This is a genomic window from Cytobacillus praedii (assembly GCF_001439605.1).
In the GTDB taxonomy this organism is placed as follows: Bacteria; Bacillota; Bacilli; order Bacillales; family Cytobacillaceae; genus Cytobacillus; species Cytobacillus praedii.
Window position 1 is genome coordinate 1 of the sequence record NZ_LMBX01000012.1, and the last position, 15,083, is coordinate 15,083.

The 15,083-nt window shown below is 33.6% G+C and carries 15 protein-coding genes and 1 pseudogene; 6 read left to right on the forward strand and 10 right to left on the reverse strand.

Going from position 1 to position 15,083, the window contains the following annotated elements:
* Positions 1–355: 355 nt before the first annotated feature.
* Positions 356–1,549, reverse strand: coding sequence for a hypothetical protein (locus ASU02_RS13690; protein ID WP_057764510.1), 1,194 nt, complete (start codon positions 1,547–1,549; stop codon positions 356–358).
* A gap of 983 nt (positions 1,550–2,532) precedes the next feature.
* On the opposite strand from ASU02_RS13690, the gene ASU02_RS13695 reads away from it, so the two are divergent.
* Positions 2,533–2,865, forward strand: coding sequence for a hypothetical protein (locus ASU02_RS13695; RefSeq protein WP_057764512.1), 333 nt, complete (start codon positions 2,533–2,535; stop codon positions 2,863–2,865).
* A 1,010-nt stretch (positions 2,866–3,875) separates the two neighbouring features.
* On the opposite strand, the gene ASU02_RS13705 is transcribed toward ASU02_RS13695, so the two are convergent.
* The 4 genes from ASU02_RS13705 to ASU02_RS13720 form a co-directional block, all read right to left on the reverse strand.
* Positions 3,876–4,346, reverse strand: coding sequence for a DinB family protein (locus ASU02_RS13705; RefSeq protein WP_057764516.1), 471 nt, complete (start codon positions 4,344–4,346; stop codon positions 3,876–3,878).
* Positions 4,347–5,122: 776 nt separating this feature from the next.
* Positions 5,123–5,953 (reverse strand): redoxin domain-containing protein, encoded by an 831-nt coding sequence (locus tag ASU02_RS13710; RefSeq protein ID WP_232426252.1) that lies wholly within the window; start codon positions 5,951–5,953, stop codon positions 5,123–5,125.
* Positions 5,954–6,115: 162 nt separating this feature from the next.
* The gene (locus tag ASU02_RS13715; protein ID WP_057764520.1) at positions 6,116–6,346 is read right to left on the reverse strand and encodes a glutaredoxin family protein; all 231 of its coding nucleotides are present in this window, start codon (positions 6,344–6,346) and stop codon (positions 6,116–6,118) included.
* Positions 6,347–6,733: 387 nt separating this feature from the next.
* Complete coding sequence (locus tag ASU02_RS13720) at positions 6,734–7,174, reverse strand: Lrp/AsnC family transcriptional regulator (protein ID WP_057764744.1); 441 nt, start codon at positions 7,172–7,174, stop codon at positions 6,734–6,736.
* A 120-nt stretch (positions 7,175–7,294) separates the two neighbouring features.
* On the opposite strand from ASU02_RS13720, the gene ASU02_RS13725 reads away from it, so the two are divergent.
* Positions 7,295–7,846, forward strand: coding sequence for a cysteine hydrolase family protein (locus tag ASU02_RS13725; protein WP_057764522.1), 552 nt, complete (start codon positions 7,295–7,297; stop codon positions 7,844–7,846).
* A gap of 278 nt (positions 7,847–8,124) precedes the next feature.
* Here the strand turns inward: ASU02_RS13725 and ASU02_RS13730 are convergent, their stop codons facing one another.
* Entirely contained in the window at positions 8,125–8,487 is a 363-nt protein-coding gene (locus ASU02_RS13730) for a VOC family protein (protein ID WP_057764524.1), read from the reverse strand.
* Between the two features lie 270 nt (positions 8,488–8,757).
* Here ASU02_RS13730 and ASU02_RS25890 point away from each other — a divergent pair.
* Positions 8,758–9,122, forward strand: a pseudogene (locus tag ASU02_RS25890) (IS1595 family transposase); the annotation flags it as partial.
* A 77-nt stretch (positions 9,123–9,199) separates the two neighbouring features.
* Positions 9,200–9,676, forward strand: coding sequence for a hypothetical protein (locus tag ASU02_RS13735; RefSeq protein ID WP_232426253.1), 477 nt, complete (start codon positions 9,200–9,202; stop codon positions 9,674–9,676).
* A 76-nt stretch (positions 9,677–9,752) separates the two neighbouring features.
* Here ASU02_RS13735 and ASU02_RS13740 read toward each other — a convergent pair whose 3' ends face one another.
* The 3 genes from ASU02_RS13740 to ASU02_RS13745 all read right to left on the reverse strand — a co-directional run bounded on the left by ASU02_RS13740 (position 9,753) and on the right by ASU02_RS13745 (position 11,984).
* Positions 9,753–10,907, reverse strand: coding sequence for an MFS transporter (locus ASU02_RS13740; RefSeq protein WP_057764526.1), 1,155 nt, complete (start codon positions 10,905–10,907; stop codon positions 9,753–9,755).
* Between the two features lie 268 nt (positions 10,908–11,175).
* Positions 11,176–11,322, reverse strand: coding sequence for a hypothetical protein (locus ASU02_RS26685; protein ID WP_165571604.1), 147 nt, complete (start codon positions 11,320–11,322; stop codon positions 11,176–11,178).
* A 239-nt stretch (positions 11,323–11,561) separates the two neighbouring features.
* Entirely contained in the window at positions 11,562–11,984 is a 423-nt protein-coding gene (locus ASU02_RS13745) for a DUF1801 domain-containing protein (protein ID WP_057764528.1), read from the reverse strand.
* Positions 11,985–12,265: 281 nt separating this feature from the next.
* Between ASU02_RS13745 and ASU02_RS13750 the strand changes: the two genes are divergently transcribed.
* Positions 12,266–12,559, forward strand: coding sequence for a hypothetical protein (locus ASU02_RS13750; RefSeq protein ID WP_057764530.1), 294 nt, complete (start codon positions 12,266–12,268; stop codon positions 12,557–12,559).
* Between the two features lie 498 nt (positions 12,560–13,057).
* Here ASU02_RS13750 and ASU02_RS13755 read toward each other — a convergent pair whose 3' ends face one another.
* Entirely contained in the window at positions 13,058–14,080 is a 1,023-nt protein-coding gene (locus ASU02_RS13755; protein ID WP_057764532.1) for a Gfo/Idh/MocA family protein, read from the reverse strand.
* A gap of 364 nt (positions 14,081–14,444) precedes the next feature.
* Here ASU02_RS13755 and ASU02_RS13760 point away from each other — a divergent pair, with 364 nt between their 5' ends.
* Positions 14,445–14,780 carry a L,D-transpeptidase gene (locus ASU02_RS13760; protein ID WP_057764534.1) on the forward strand — a complete coding sequence of 112 codons (336 nt, stop codon included), beginning with the start codon at positions 14,445–14,447 and terminating at the stop codon, positions 14,778–14,780.
* Positions 14,781–15,083: the final 303 nt, after the last annotated feature.

A 15,083-nucleotide genomic window follows, 5' to 3' on the forward strand; every position in this document is an offset into this window, starting at 1 on the left:
ACCCCGACTACCATAAAGCATAACCCATATAAAATAGGCCAACCAGTAATCACTACTAGTTGACCTTATAATACGAAGCGCCCGATTGTGGAATAAAGGAACGATTAAAAAATACAGGTATCCAACGCCAAGAACATGCATGATTCTATTCAGTATCAAAATGCCACTAAACCATTACTGTTAATCGGTTTCTACTAACGTGCATAAAAAGCTGTATAAATAATATTCATAGGAAAAGCCACAAAACGTAGATATCACAATATTCGTAACTTATTAATGTGCGCCCAAACTTACATTTGGGAACGTTATTTTAATTTTTCATACATGATCTATACAAAATTAAATTTCAATAAAATTAAACAACTATATGAATTGCATTAGATTCTTTAGAAATAATACTACCTTTAAATTCTCCAATATTTTCAATTGTAAGTTGATTATCCATATGTATAGGTGGTTTATTTAAAAATAGCTCTATTAACTGAATATCTCTGAAATTATTTTCAAACATAGTGCAAACAGGTTGTTCAATAAAATATTCTTTATTCATTAATTTCATACTTAAAAAATTGTGATGTAATGCTTGTGTATTTAATTGGGTAATGTTCATTGGGTCGAAGCCAACTAATTTTATGGCACCTGAAATAGTTAGTTTTATGCCCTTGGTTTTATTAAAGTTCTCGAATGCTATTAATTTAGTTGTTTTAGCATTGTTTATTATTTGGAAAACTTCCTTTGAGTTATTAGGAATACTTATTTCAATAGGTGTGTAGTTAGGGAAAGCGTTTTTGAAAAGTTGATACAAGTTTAACTTTGATTTTGTAAACTCTACTTTCCAATCCTTTAAAATGTCATCTAATAATAGACAAATAAATAAACCTGAGTTATAGCAACTACTTCGAATATTTATGTGTGATAAGCTGTTATCTAGTAATTGTTCTGCATATTTGCTTATCACATTTTCTTTATTAGAACTAACATCTTTTAACGCCTGATATTCAACATAATATGCAGGTCCTTCAATCGTTTCAACTGAATTTTCATATTCTACATAATCAGGAAATAGCTCTGTTCTTTTATCTCTTAGTGTGATAAATTCGTTTATTTTTTGCTGTTTTTCTTTTAAGTCTGTTGTTACAAAAGCTTCAAAAAGTCTTTTTCTTTCTAAAATACGTAATTGAATATTTTTAAAATCAATCGGGTAGTTGAAGCCTAATATTTCATCTGGATAACGGCTTTCTCCAGATAAGTGTTGAAACACATGAAATGATTCATGTACAAGCAAAGAGTAAATATCTTCAAACGAATTATAAAGTGTAGTGTCTACAATACCTGTTGGCACTTCTTCAAATAGTATACAAGTACAAGCATGAAATTCTTCTGTTTTAACTAATTTTGTATACTGCTCACCTTTGCATTTAGGGTGATTAAATAATAAGACATCTTTGTCATCAAAAATTGCAAAGGCAACTGTGTTAAAACCATCCCAATAATTTTTTAAGCGTTCAGATTGTAGGGTTGTTAAAATTCTATCTAAAATATTTTGCATAAAATTCTCCTTTCAGTAATTAATATTCGATAAAAACATACATACTCCTTTGAATAACTTTCTGGCTTAATTAAAATCCTATACTCAGGATGTTCCCAAAGAGTCATTTGGCAACATTTCTTAAAAGCTTGTTATTCAACAATCTGGCCCGATTATTGAATATAAGTAATCAAGATTGTTCAATGACTATGTTCTTTTATCCAAATAGCCAAATGAATCAGCACTCCCAGTTGAATGGAATTGAAATGAATGGTTATCATATTTTTATAAAATAGAAGAAATCTAACGGCTCTTAAAAATAAATCCAAGTCCTAGAATGTCCCCCACAATATTACCCGACTTCCCCAATTAGACGATTATCAATCTGATTAAAAAGCAGCCAATTATAATTTGGATACACAATAACAAATTTCAAGTTTTTTCAATCCTTGATCTATCAAGACTTTCACAGTTGAATAAGTTTTTTTGCATCCTCACCGTATTTGAGGGTTATGTGCAGCTCTTTTTTTAATAAAAAAATAACGGGTTAAGTTTTACAAAAAGACCGTTAACTTTTCAACGAAGCCTCCTTCTTTGCATATTTTTCAAGTCTCCAATAGGCGATTAGATCATTCAAAAATTCAACTTACTATCCTTTTAAAAAAAAGGCGAAAAATACAAATCTATGGGATTAGTCTATACATCATTCATACAAAAGGAATACAGTATTACTGAGACAAATATAAAGAGAATTAAGTCGCAACGTAAATAAGAAAGGGGAGACTTATTAAAACGCAAGAAAACAGGATAAGGAATGAATCGATCAAAGTAAATATGGGTACTGAGATGTAAAAAATAATATTCGTTGAAACACAGAGATCATCAAAAGTTGAACACGAAATTACGAATAATTCATTTTCTACACAACTTTCAAAGTTTCCGATAATTCTAGTATGTATGTTCAAATGCAAAGTATTTTATTAAAAACGAAGGAGTAGATAAATTTGTCAAGAAGAAGAAATAATGAAAATGCAAATGTTAATGTGGATATTGATACTGATTTTGAATCTGAAGTAAGAAATAGAACTGAGGCAGATGCAGATGCAGATGTAAGAAATACCGATAAAAATACTAACGTTGCACGTGCTAATATTACTAGATCAGGTAATTCTAACGTTGATATCAGTCTCAACAGCCGCAGTAACGCTCGAGTGAGATCTGAACAAGATCAGGAAAATGATCAAGATCAAGATTTAGATATAAATGTAGATATTGATGTAGAAGACGATAGAATACGTCCACGTCGACGCCGCCGTCGTCGCCGTCGTTCTATTTAAATAAATGGTGGGATGATATTATTATCCCGCCTTCTCTAAAATAATGGGAAGAATTGCAAAGCAATAATAAAACATAAAGGCTGCTCGAAAAGTCTAATCTAGAGACTTCGAATTTCATCTGCCATTCCAAATGAAGTTTCAATTACAAAATTGCACACTAGAAATGGATGAAGAGTGGATTATTTTGTTCCACTCTTTTAAAACTTTCTTCACTCTATTAAAAGAAAGCTTTTCTCACACTCCTTCTCCCCTTGGGTTTAGGATTCATAATATTCGATCTAGATTAAGCAGAATTTAGTTAATGTAGATCATTGTTATATAAACTATGACAATTAGAAACAATAACAATTGTTGAAAATATATATCGGGGTCGTATCTTTGTAGACGATATAAATAACCCTCTGGACTCATGATAGTAAGACATCAATAACTTCTATAAATACTGGATCTTTATCCAACAATCCGGCCATTTCCTTGAATAGCTTTATTTATTTTATGGTCCATAAATAATCATAAATAGCATTAGACATATATTTAATACTAACAATACCTTTCCAAATAACTTTCTAATAGCTAAAACTGAACATATAAAAGTAAGGATAAATGATGTAATAGCAACTCTTGATGGCATATATGGGAAATCTAAAATACCCGTTATCGGAAAGAATAAAATAAAGATGCTAATGAATAAAAATATTAATAAAAAAAGAGATGCAAGTGTGACATAACAAAAAGCGATTAACTTTTTTACGTGCTGTTTTTCATAAATATTTTTATCCATCTTATCTCCTTATATTAAGTTGGCTCATTCTGAGTTTGATTTCTTCCTTAGTATTACCTGCTTCGTTACTATTATTACTTTTTCTTCACACTCTCTACATTATTCCAAAATCCTGCCCTTTTACATAAAGAAAGAGCATCATTCCTGCTGCAGAATGGCACCATGTAATTGAATAATCATGAAGCTCCTATTATACATTTTATTCACTACTACAATATAATTCTTCTAGTCAGCGAATGGATGGCCAAGACCCTTGCATTTTTCTTAATTGAATAATTTGTCCAGTATGATAAGCATCATGAAGCATAATATCCAGGAATTTCCCCTCAAGTAAATTTTGGTCAAGTTGTTCATCGGAAATTGTACTCATCACTTGTCTTAATTGGAGTTGAGCATTTTCGACACGTTCAACGACTTTATTCCATTCCTTATCGTCAGTAGATTGATTAGTGAGATTGAAGGTTTCATCACCGTCGAGATCAAGTGCCCATTCACGTCCTTCTAAATTGGCCGCAAGTCTCTCTTTGTAATAAATGAGATGATTCACATTCTCCCAAATGGTTTTAGATGCCTCTCCAGATGGTTTCCAGCTAGCCTGTTTAGCTGTAAGTCCTTCTATCGCCTGTTTAAATGGTGCATACCAGCTTTCTTTATCAAAAGTTGAATCTAGAACGTTTAAAAGCAAATCCCTTCGTTTCAAAGTCCTCTCCTCCTTGATTACTTAAGATTTCCAAAATTCAAAATCTGCCTCTGTATAAATTTCTACTTTATTAATAAACATCCTGCTTTTATGCTGCTTATCTTACTCCACATTCTAGCCCTCCACAAAAAGAAAGAGCGTCATCCATGCAGCAGAATGGCGCCCGACATATTCAGAACTTTATGCTGATATTAAGGAAAAGCTGTCTTTTCCTTAAAATGTTTTTAAGATTCATAGATTCCCTACTATTTCATATTAAAAGCTGCCTGAGATAGTTCCCCCAGGCAGCTTTCATTTGTTACTCCTCTTTTGAAGTAAATTCTTGATTTTATACATACTACTTGAAAAAAGCTTCTAATTCCCGATTTTCCAGTTTTGCACCAGCAAATTGATTGATAACCTGTACTAAAATAGTCCTTCTTTTAAATCCGAAGCACGGTAAACTGCCCGCCCCCGAATAATGACTTTGCATAATCAATCTTCACATTATCAAAATAAACCTGATCTCTTTCATTTACTAAAAAGCCGATCCCATCCTGCTCAGTGATTTCATCATTTTCTAAAGCCGACTCTTCCAGAGTCAGGCGAAGCTGAGGGCCCCCTCAGCCAATGCCCATGGAAAACCGAATCAGCGGCTTTTTGCCTTCATCGATGACATCTTGAACTTCATTGGTAATGGCTGCAATTGCAGCATGTGTTACTTTGACCATTTTTGTCCCTCCATTGTCTTTTTTGAATGTTAGTAACTCTTTTAAAGCTCTTGCTTCCTACTTTACTCAATCAACACTTTCTATTAACTGTTCCATCATCTCTTTATCCATAGGCCCGACTATTTTCTTACGAACAATCCCATTAGAATCAATCAGATAACTTGTTGGAATGGTCAAGGCACGATATTGGTCGCCAATCTCCCCCTCTTGGTCAAGTAAAACAGGAAAAGTTACACTTCTCTCAGTTACAAAGTCCCTTATTTTGCCCGGATTTTTCTCTGATGTCGTTAAATTGACGGCAAGTATTTCCACTTCTGTTTTGTTCCTTGATTCATAAAAATCTTGCATATGCGGGATTTCTGCCTTACATGGGGGACACCAGGTTGCCCAGAAATTCAAAAAAACCTTTTTGCCTTGCAAATCAGAAAGTTTTACATCCGTATCGTTTAATGTTTTTAATTGAAAATCAGGTGCTTTATTTCCTTCTTGAAGTCCAACTTCTACTGTATCGGCTGTATTTACTTTCGGTTTATCCTCATTAAAAAAGAGATTCAATAAAAAAGACCCACTTATAACAGCAAAGGCAAAAACAACTATTGACTTCAGAATCATAACGTTTGTTATTTTCAACTTTCTGGCTTTCAACACGAAATAAATGAACGCACCGAGAATTCCTAAAATGAATCCTCTCGTTCCTCCAGTAAAATATAGTAACGACATTGGACTTTCAACAATTAATTTCGGCTCCAGCAGCAGCAGACTGCCTTTCCAAATCAGAAAGCCCCAAAAAACACTGTTTACTGCCAATTCAAACAATTGTTTTCCTAATTCTTTTTTTGGTGAACGCAGCAGCCATAGTTTCAGAAAAACAAACCCAATCCCAATGGAAATACCCAATATAACCCATTTCATCATAATAGTAAAAGAACCGATTTGGATAACCTCTATTCCCGTCTTCCCCCTTCATGGAACCTGTATTTTTTTACTTCCAAGCACTCATGGCGCTTTGACGGATGACTCTTGCATCTTTATCCTTAGATAATTCCGGTTCTTACGTTTCTACTTAACTAAACTCATAACCTTTTCCGGATCAAAGCCTAATACCCATTGGCCGTTAATTTCCGTTTGCGGTACGCCCAGCTGACCAGTAGCTGCAACTAAGCGGTCAGCGGCAATCTGATCCATTTGTACATTCACTTCCTTGAATGGAAGTCCTTGATCCTTTAAGAAATTCTTCATCATTACACAATATGGACATGTATTTGTTGTGTAAACTGTAATTTGGTTCATAATTAATGCTCCTCCTCTTTAGGAAATATTCACTCAATTAAAAGCTTTGAAAATTAGGTAAATGACTCCTGCCAGGAGCCATACAATAGTTCCTGGTCATATCGGAATCGGCTGTTTAACCTTTTTTCCATCTCCAGAAACCTTTGTCCGGCTGATTCCTCAAGAACCAGTCGTGGAACACTCTTTGATTTGTCTTTCCTCATCAGACATCATAAAACCCCCTAATTAATGATCATTATTACCCATTAGGGTATTAATGCATTTAAAAATAAAAGAGGCGAAACCTCTTCTTTCAATCGTTAACTTATATTCATATTATACGTACAAGGGTATATGGTCAACAAAATTGCTTTTGTGATATTTCTTAAAGTCAAGACCGTTAACTTTTCATGTGGCTGTTAACGGATTCTCTTGTTTAATTTCCTTTATGGATAAATGCAGACTATAATTTCCATATTCGAGAAGTTCATTAAGAAAAAGATTTAACTGATCTTGCGATCTAACTTTTATTTTTATATGGTAGCAGCCTTCTCCCGATACTCGGTGAACTTCAAGTACTTCATTTCGTTCCTGAACAAAACGAATAAATGAATCATGGTTTGCTGTTTTCATATAAATAATAACAAACGCAGTAAAAATCAATCCTACCTTCATTTCATCAATTAATAAGGTGTAAGCTTTAATTATCCCGCTATCCTCTAGTTTTTTTATACGGTTCCCTACTGCCTGCCCTGTCATATGAATTTGTTGACCGAGATCTTTCCATTGAATACGGGAGTTTTCGGATAGTAACCGAAGGATCTGAAAATCAATGTTATCAAGTTCCATCATAAATTCCTTTCACCATGAAATGATTTAATACAAAAGGGTTTCATCAAAGCATCGATTGAAATAACAATATTATTTATCCTTATATTGTAACAAAATTTTATGAATGAGGTGGATAAAATGAGCACAGCTTTAATCATTGTCGATATTCAAAACGACTATTTTCCAAACGGAAAAATGGAGTTAAGCAATCCTGATAAAGCAGCTGCTAATGCGGCTAAAATTCTTCATTGGTTTAGACAAAATAACAAAGATCATATTTTTCATGTTCAGCATATCGCCAGCAGTCCAGAGTTAGGCTTCTTTCTTCCAGATACACAGGGAGCTGAGCTTCATGAAACGGTTCTGCCATTAGAACACGAAAATAGGATCGTAAAAAATTTCCCTAACAGCTTTTTAAAGACTGATTTAGAAAACAAATTAAGAGAAAATGGTGTAACCAAGGTCGTGGTTGTAGGGATGATGACACAAATGTGTATTGATGCCACCGTTAGAGCTGCAGTCGATTTAGGCTTTGAAACTACACTCATTGATGATGCATGTGCGACAAGGGCCTTATCTTACCAAGATAAGGTTGTCTCAGCGGAACAAATCCATTATGCGTTTGTCGGCGCACTTAGCGGCATGTATGCGAATGTCATTTCAACTGAGGACTTCCTGAAGCAAAACTAATATAACCTCATATTAATCTATTTTAAAGGGAGTTTGTTTAAAACCAAACTCCCTATTTGCTGCTATCAAACTTTTATTTAAAATCTATAGATAGTTCCTACAGATTCCTCCAAGCTTTCCTCATATTATTCTCATTTGAAAAGGCTTAGTTTATTTTACATGGATGAAAAACTTATCTCAAAACTTTCTAGCGTATGATTTGTAAATTCAAGGATTTTGAATCATTAGAAGATATTAAGTGAATTCGCCGCTCCTGTCAGGAAAAAATAAATAAATGTTTATTCAATTGATTTTTTCTCCCAAATTTCAATCCATCTCCCTTCTGGATCAGAAATCCAAATAAATGTTCCATACTCGCTGCTCTCCGGTTCTTTTAGCAGTGATATGCCCATTTTGTTGAAATGCTCCATCCAGGCTTCAATGTTTTCTACTTGAAAATTTAACATTACAGATTGTTCTTTCGGAAAATAATCACTATCTTCATGAAAGAAAGAAAAGATCGTTTCGTTGTCCGCATCTGGTTTGATGATTGTTCCATTCCAGTCTTCCACCGGCATGCCTAGTGCTTCATTATACCAATTTTTTAATGCATCAACATCTTTTGATCGCAAAAAAACTCCACCGAAACCTTTTAATTTCATCGTTCTGACCTCCAATTATTGAATGACAAAATGGATCCTGCACAATAGTTTAGTACAATCTTACACAAACAATATACTATTTTTACGCAAAAGACGAGCTCCTAAATAATCGCACCCGAGCGTGGAAGATTATTATTAATGTAAAGCTCCCGTTTGCGTAATATTTCCGACTTCTTCGTAGAGTATGTCATTGAGATAAAATCATCATATACATTCTCATTAACTTTTATAGCTTTTCTTTACGTCCTTCCTCAACAAAGCCGATACTTTATTTGCTCAAAGCTGTCTAAGGAAAATGTACTTGTAACAGACGCTTGGAGAGCCTATAAAACCTACGCAAAAGAAAAGGGTATGGAATATTACAGAATTAAATCTAACGATGGCAAACACGTTATCAAGGGCTTGTATCACATTCAAAATGTAAATGGTTTCCATTCTCGTTTAAAGCAATGAATTGACCACTTTAAGGTGTGGTTACGAAAGATCTTGATAATTACCTTGCTTGGTTTTTGTTTGTTGACAGCCGTAGTTACGGAAGTTCAAATCACAATATTAAAGAATTTTTATTATCATTATTTGTATTTGAAATGACCGATACTTTTGATAGTTTACGTACTTCAAATTTTCCTGTTTAGTTTTAAATCGTTTTGATTAGTACAATAATTGAAACTTTTGGAAAAACTCATCGTCAAATTCGTAAAGGGGTGATATTTTGAGATTAAAATATTTCTTTATAATGATATTTGTGTTATCAATATTTTCGGTTATAGGTTGTTCAAATAATGCAGATAAAAAAAACGAAGACATAGACAGTGAGTTCCCTCCATCTCTGAACGGACTAATCATTATTAATGGTACGGAATATCAGATTGAAAAAGGCGGTTATAGATGGGAAAGAAAGAAAGGTTTAGGAACTGAAGTTGTACAAACAGACCACTCATCTCCGTACCAAATGGCAGAGCATATAGAATCAATTAGCACAAATCCAAATCAAAAAGTTGATATTATGATTGAAGGAAATCCAAATATCAAAGTTTATTTATGGAATGAAAAAGGAAGAGAAATAGAAATAGAACAAAATGATAATCAAATAACCCTTCCTTCAAGTAAAGGGAAATATATCTATGAAGCATTAGCAGAATGGACTAACGGAACAATTTCCTACATATTTGTTGTGGAAATTAAATAGATTTGTCATAAAAGTAAAGGGAAACCTTAACAATCTGGTTTCCCTTTGGTTTTTCTGCAAGTATTAATATTCAAATTTAACAGGGCCTTTTATTTAAATAATCTTTATAAACTAAAACAGCAACAACAAGAAAGCTTAAACTTACAATCCGAAAAATCATCTCTAAACTAATCCATTCAGCTAACACTCCTAATATGAATGCGCTAACTCCAACACCAACGTCGAAGCTAGAAAGAAAGGTTGCATTAGCTGCGCCACTTTTTTCTTCACTTACATTTTGAACCGCCATTGTGTGTAGACAAGGCATAACTGTTCCATAACCTGCTCCAAATAAAATCGCCGCGATAACAAGATGCAAGTCGGTTGTTGCAAAAGACAACACTACTAAAGATAAAAACCCTAAAATGGCAGACACAATGATGATAGACCAAGGTCCTTTTCTATCATACCATTTCCCTGTATACGGACGTAATAATGTTGAGACTGCCGCATTGATAAGGAAAAACAGAAAAATATGATCCAAATTCTGTTGTTCTCCAAAAGCAACTAAGAACGTAATAATCGCACCGAAACCGAGTGTTGTTATCACGGTCAGTAACGCTGGGAACCATGCGCTTTTTTCGAAAATCATATCCCAAAAAACAAATGGTTCTTTCTCTTTCTTTATCGGGACAGGCGAATTTACGAAAAGAAGTGCAGTGGACGCTAATAGGCTGAGTATAACTGATGACCAAATAACCATGTTAAAAGAATAAAAGCCATATATAAAGATACCTAAACTCTGTGCTATGATCGCCCCGCCTGTTGTTGAAATAGAGAAATACCCCAATCCTTCTCCCAAGCGTGCTTTAGGAATCGAGTCGACTGCTATTGTACTATTAGCTGTTGTTGATACGCCCCATGCTGCACCATGAAAAAATCGTAACAATAGCAGCAGCCAAATAATGTTAAGAAAAGGATAAACAAATGTAATTAACATTAACAATGCACTTGCACCGATCGCTAAAGCTTTCCGTTTGTTATCAATTAAAAAGTATCCCACAAAAGGTCTAATTAATATTGCGCCTATTGTGAATAACGTTGTCACTAAACCTATTTGAATGGATGACGCATTAAGGCTAATCATATAAGCCGGTAAAATAGGAAGCAGCATTTCAAAGCCAATAAAGATTAAAAAGTTGCTAATAAAAATGAAAAGAAATGATTTGTTAACTATTCTTTGATTTTCCATATAGTGATTCCTCGCTTCTAAATTATTTAATTTCAATTCAGAAGCGCCTGGAACACTGAAACGTTTCTATATTGCCTAAGTTTTTTAAGCATGAGTCTCACCCTTTCTAGCTACTTTTCATGCCTCTTATCCAATAAGAGATCTTGTATACATACTCATCTCAAGCTTTTCTCCTTTAGAACAAAAAAGATGCCGGCGTAAACCGGCATCTAGTAATTTTTTAGTTTTAATCAGAATGCACTAAAAATTAATATCGTCTTCTATAAACCTAAAATAAAAAGACAAAAAGTTTCCGGGAACTGTTTTCCATATGAAGTTTACTTAAAAAAGGACAGACTACTCCCTTTGCACGTAAATCTCCTAATTGTAAAAATGACTTTACTTCTTCTGCTATACTTCTGAAAACAGCTTCCATTACTTTTTGCCTCCTTTCTCACTGATTAATTTCATCTATTTTAGTGCATTTTGATTTAAAAAGCAACCACCTTAATAATAGATAAGGGTGAAACTGAAATTTTATCACTCTTATTCACAATTGCTAGACACTTAAAAATTGAAATTAATCCATAATAAAATCCTTAAATTGGAAATAGGCGCTAATCCTTGTATTAGAATTAAGCCTGTTAGTTGAAGTAAATTATTCACACATTCATCTTAAATAACTTTGAGCCATTTTGTTATTACTTCTTTAAGTTTTTCTTCATTTACTTTAACATCATTTTTATCAGTAAATTTGATTATAGCTCTGTCAGCTGCTTTCCATTCTAATATACCACTAGGATCTATAATCAGAGGCTTATTGGTCTTTCTTTCTTTTACCTTAGCCCCACAATGAAATACGAGTCGAAAAAAACCTTTTCCATTAAGATTAAATGTCATTCGGTCCTCACCTTCATAACAGAAACTAGGGGCATTCCATTTAATATGTTCAGTAATTTTATCATCAGTACTTAAAATGATTTTTCGAACCTCTTCTATTTCTTCTTTTAATGGATGGATAAGATTATTCATAAATTCTGCTACCTGTTCAGAACCATTCAACTTCTTACTTTCACCAGAATTATTTTTTGTGTTCATTAAAACTTAATCACCTCTCAATATCATTCTTATCAACACTATTTTAATCCATATATTACCAAATGGGTTGATTTTTTATTTAACTAACCTGCCAGTTACTTTATGTAAAAAACTTCATATTCTCTCTTCTAAAATTAATCATAGAATTGGCTGGCGGTAAGACAACTATTTCTTGAACCAATATATCGGGAGTAAAACTTCTTTAGCTGGGTAGTATATGTTTGGGATGGTATGCTTTCATCATTAGCATATTCCCTATTAATAAACAAGGAAGTGAAAAGATGAATCAAAGTAACGAACGCAATAACTCTGATGAAAAAGGAGAGGAAAGTAGCAACAACCAAACTGTAAGTGATGCTAATCAAGATGCGGGTGACTATGGTGAAAAAGCGGGAATTTTTAATGATGCCATTGCGGGTGCTATGATAGGTGCTCAATTTGGACTAATTGGTACTGTAATAGGCGGTGTGTCAGGCGGTGCTATTGGGAACCAGATTGTAGAGGGGGCTGAAGACGATGACAATACAGCTTCCAAAAACCTTGATGACAGCAATAATAACTCTATAAATAAGTAGCAAGCACTTTACAAAAATGTATTTGAATTCATCTCACCGAAAAAGGACCGTCAAAAAGACAGTCTTTTTTTCGCTAAAGACTCTAGTAAAAATAAAATTATTTGTTGATACCTTTTATTGATTGTATCTCTTTAATTTATATTGAACGCATATCTTAAGTCTTTTCCTTGTTTTCCATATAAATTTGATGCCTCATACACATAAATTCTGTCTTCATAAAAAAATGGTAAATTACGTTTGGGAGTTTCTCTCCGTCTTTAAGAACAATTGAAATGCTATCTCGCTCATTAGGTTAATAAAAAAGCGATCCTTCATTATTGAAGAATCGCCATCCGTTTAACTCTTCCAATCCAATTCAAACGTATGATTAATTAAATTGCGGTAAACCTTGTAGTTTTCTTAGCTTTAGATCTCCCCTAATTGTCTGAGAATACCACTGTTATGATATAACAACTGACAATTGACACAAAGAACAAACCGAAACTGATAAATTTTTAATTATTTTGGACTTACATCATACGCTTTCAAGATAATTTCCATTGATTTCTTGCCTTCTTCACCATTGATTAAAGGCTCCGTGTCGTTGTTAATGGCATCAATGAAATCTTTATAAAGCGGAGTATGACCTTTCCCATAAACATTTTCAATTTCTGTTTCTTCTTGTTCTTTGTCATAGTCTCTTTCATCTGCAAACTGCCATGTTTTAATTTCGTTAACAGCCAGTCCACCAATAACTACTGTTCCGGTTTCGCCGAAGATACTTAATGTTTCTTCGAGGTTTTTCGGATAGACAACGGCACTGCCTTCGATGATGCCGATTGATCCATTTTTAAACCGGATTAAAATCGCACCAAAGTCCTCCATTTCGATATCTCGCAGGAAGGTTTCTCTTTCAGCATGAATACGTTCTACCTCAGAACCCATCATCCATTGAAGAAGGTCAATGTTATGTATGCACTGGTTCATAAGTGTTCCGCCATCTAGTTCAGCAGTTCCACGCCATGGAGCCTGCTTGTAATAATTGTTATCTCGAGTCCAAAGAATTCGAGCTGTTCCATTCATAATTCTTCCGAAACGGCCTTCTTCGATCGCTCTTCTTAGTTTTTGAATTGGAGGATTGAATCTATTTTGGTGAGATACACAAATTTTTAAATGTTTTTCTCTTCCTAATGCGATCATTCGATCAGCATCTTCTACAGATAGAGCCATTGGCTTTTCAATCAATACGTGTGCTCCATAATTCATGCAGTCTATAGCATGTTTTGCATGGTAACCACTTTCTGTAGCGATCGTAACTACATCAATGTCTTCGTTCTTTAGCATTTCCATATAGTCTGTGTAAATCTTCACATTCGTATTTGGAAATGCCCTTTCATATTGATCTCTTCTTTCTATTGCTTTTTCTTCCAGGATATCACATGCAGCTACCAATATCGCATCTTCTTCGTTATTTATTAAAGCTTCCACATGCTTAAAAGAAATTCTTCCACAGCCTACAATTGCGAATTTTATTTTCGACATTTTTATCACCTCTAATAACTTTATAATAACTCATTTTTTAATTTTTTAAAGTAATAAGGGTATGGTATTTAAAAAATATTATGATATAGGTATTATTACACAATGTTTAAAAACCGAGAATAAGCGAAATTCTACTTGAATTTTCTTCTAATTAACTCCTCCTGCCTTTTATTTCTTTGCTTTTTACTTTTTCTAGATCTTCTTAAATCCAAGCATTATTACAAAAAACAACTGTCCTATCATTTTTGTTTATCTAATTCCTCTATTATTCATAAAGAAGTTAGTTTTAAAACTAATTAATGTCCTTAATTAACAAATTCCTGAATTCCTTCATACAATATTTTTAAAAATGGAGTTGTTCTTCATGGCTAGATGGATTGACATATCTACATCGAAACATCAATTGAAACTTTTTGATGGAAATAGGCTGATTAAAACTTACCCAATTGCAGTTGGAAAAATATTATCACCAACACCTTCTGGGATATACAAGATAATCAATAAGCAACGTAATCCCGGCGGACCATTTGGAGTTCTATGGATGGGTTTGTCAAAACCTCACTACGGTATACATGGAACAAATAATCCAGCTTCAATCGGTAAAAATGTATCACATGGTTGTATTAGGATGTTTAATCATGATGTCCTAGAATTATCAACTAAGGTTTCAATTGGTACTAGCGTTGTTATTCATAAATGACTTTGTTAATATAGCTCCCCTCATTGCATAGTTTGAGTCATATTAACTTATTGCATGATAGGATACTTTAATTTTTTCCTTTTAAATGAAAATTGTTCTTTTTCATAGGGTTCTCTCCCTTAAGTCTAAAAGTACCTGGGCTAAAATTATTGAAAAGGGAATGGTTGTTGGAAAGAAATGTTTACTCGCTAAAAAGGCCTGCATATTCTGTAGCAAGTTTTTTTTCGCTGTTAATATTGCAATAATTCCATCCCTCGTTGGTTCCCCCTTTCGGTTACTCCAAATGCCAAGATAATTAAGTGT

What these genes read in the sequence shown, in the direction of transcription:
- ASU02_RS13690 (WP_057764510.1), bottom strand. Translation starts at nt 1,549, where the DNA reads ATGCAAAATATTTTAGATAGAATTTTAACAACCCTACAATCTGAACGC.
- ASU02_RS13715 (WP_057764520.1), bottom strand. Translation starts at nt 6,346, where the DNA reads ATGAACCAAATTACAGTTTACACAACAAATACATGTCCATATTGTGTA.
- ASU02_RS13720 (WP_057764744.1), bottom strand. Translation starts at nt 7,174, where the DNA reads ATGGAACTTGATAACATTGATTTTCAGATCCTTCGGTTACTATCCGAA.
- ASU02_RS13725 (WP_057764522.1), top strand. Translation starts at nt 7,295, where the DNA reads ATGAGCACAGCTTTAATCATTGTCGATATTCAAAACGACTATTTTCCA.
- ASU02_RS13730 (WP_057764524.1), bottom strand. Translation starts at nt 8,487, where the DNA reads ATGAAATTAAAAGGTTTCGGTGGAGTTTTTTTGCGATCAAAAGATGTT.
- ASU02_RS13740 (WP_057764526.1), bottom strand. Translation starts at nt 10,907, where the DNA reads ATGGAAAATCAAAGAATAGTTAACAAATCATTTCTTTTCATTTTTATT.
- ASU02_RS26685 (WP_165571604.1), bottom strand. Translation starts at nt 11,322, where the DNA reads ATGGAAGCTGTTTTCAGAAGTATAGCAGAAGAAGTAAAGTCATTTTTA.
- ASU02_RS13745 (WP_057764528.1), bottom strand. Translation starts at nt 11,984, where the DNA reads ATGAACACAAAAAATAATTCTGGTGAAAGTAAGAAGTTGAATGGTTCT.
- ASU02_RS13750 (WP_057764530.1), top strand. Translation starts at nt 12,266, where the DNA reads ATGAATCAAAGTAACGAACGCAATAACTCTGATGAAAAAGGAGAGGAA.
- ASU02_RS13755 (WP_057764532.1), bottom strand. Translation starts at nt 14,080, where the DNA reads ATGTCGAAAATAAAATTCGCAATTGTAGGCTGTGGAAGAATTTCTTTT.
- ASU02_RS13760 (WP_057764534.1), top strand. Translation starts at nt 14,445, where the DNA reads ATGGCTAGATGGATTGACATATCTACATCGAAACATCAATTGAAACTT.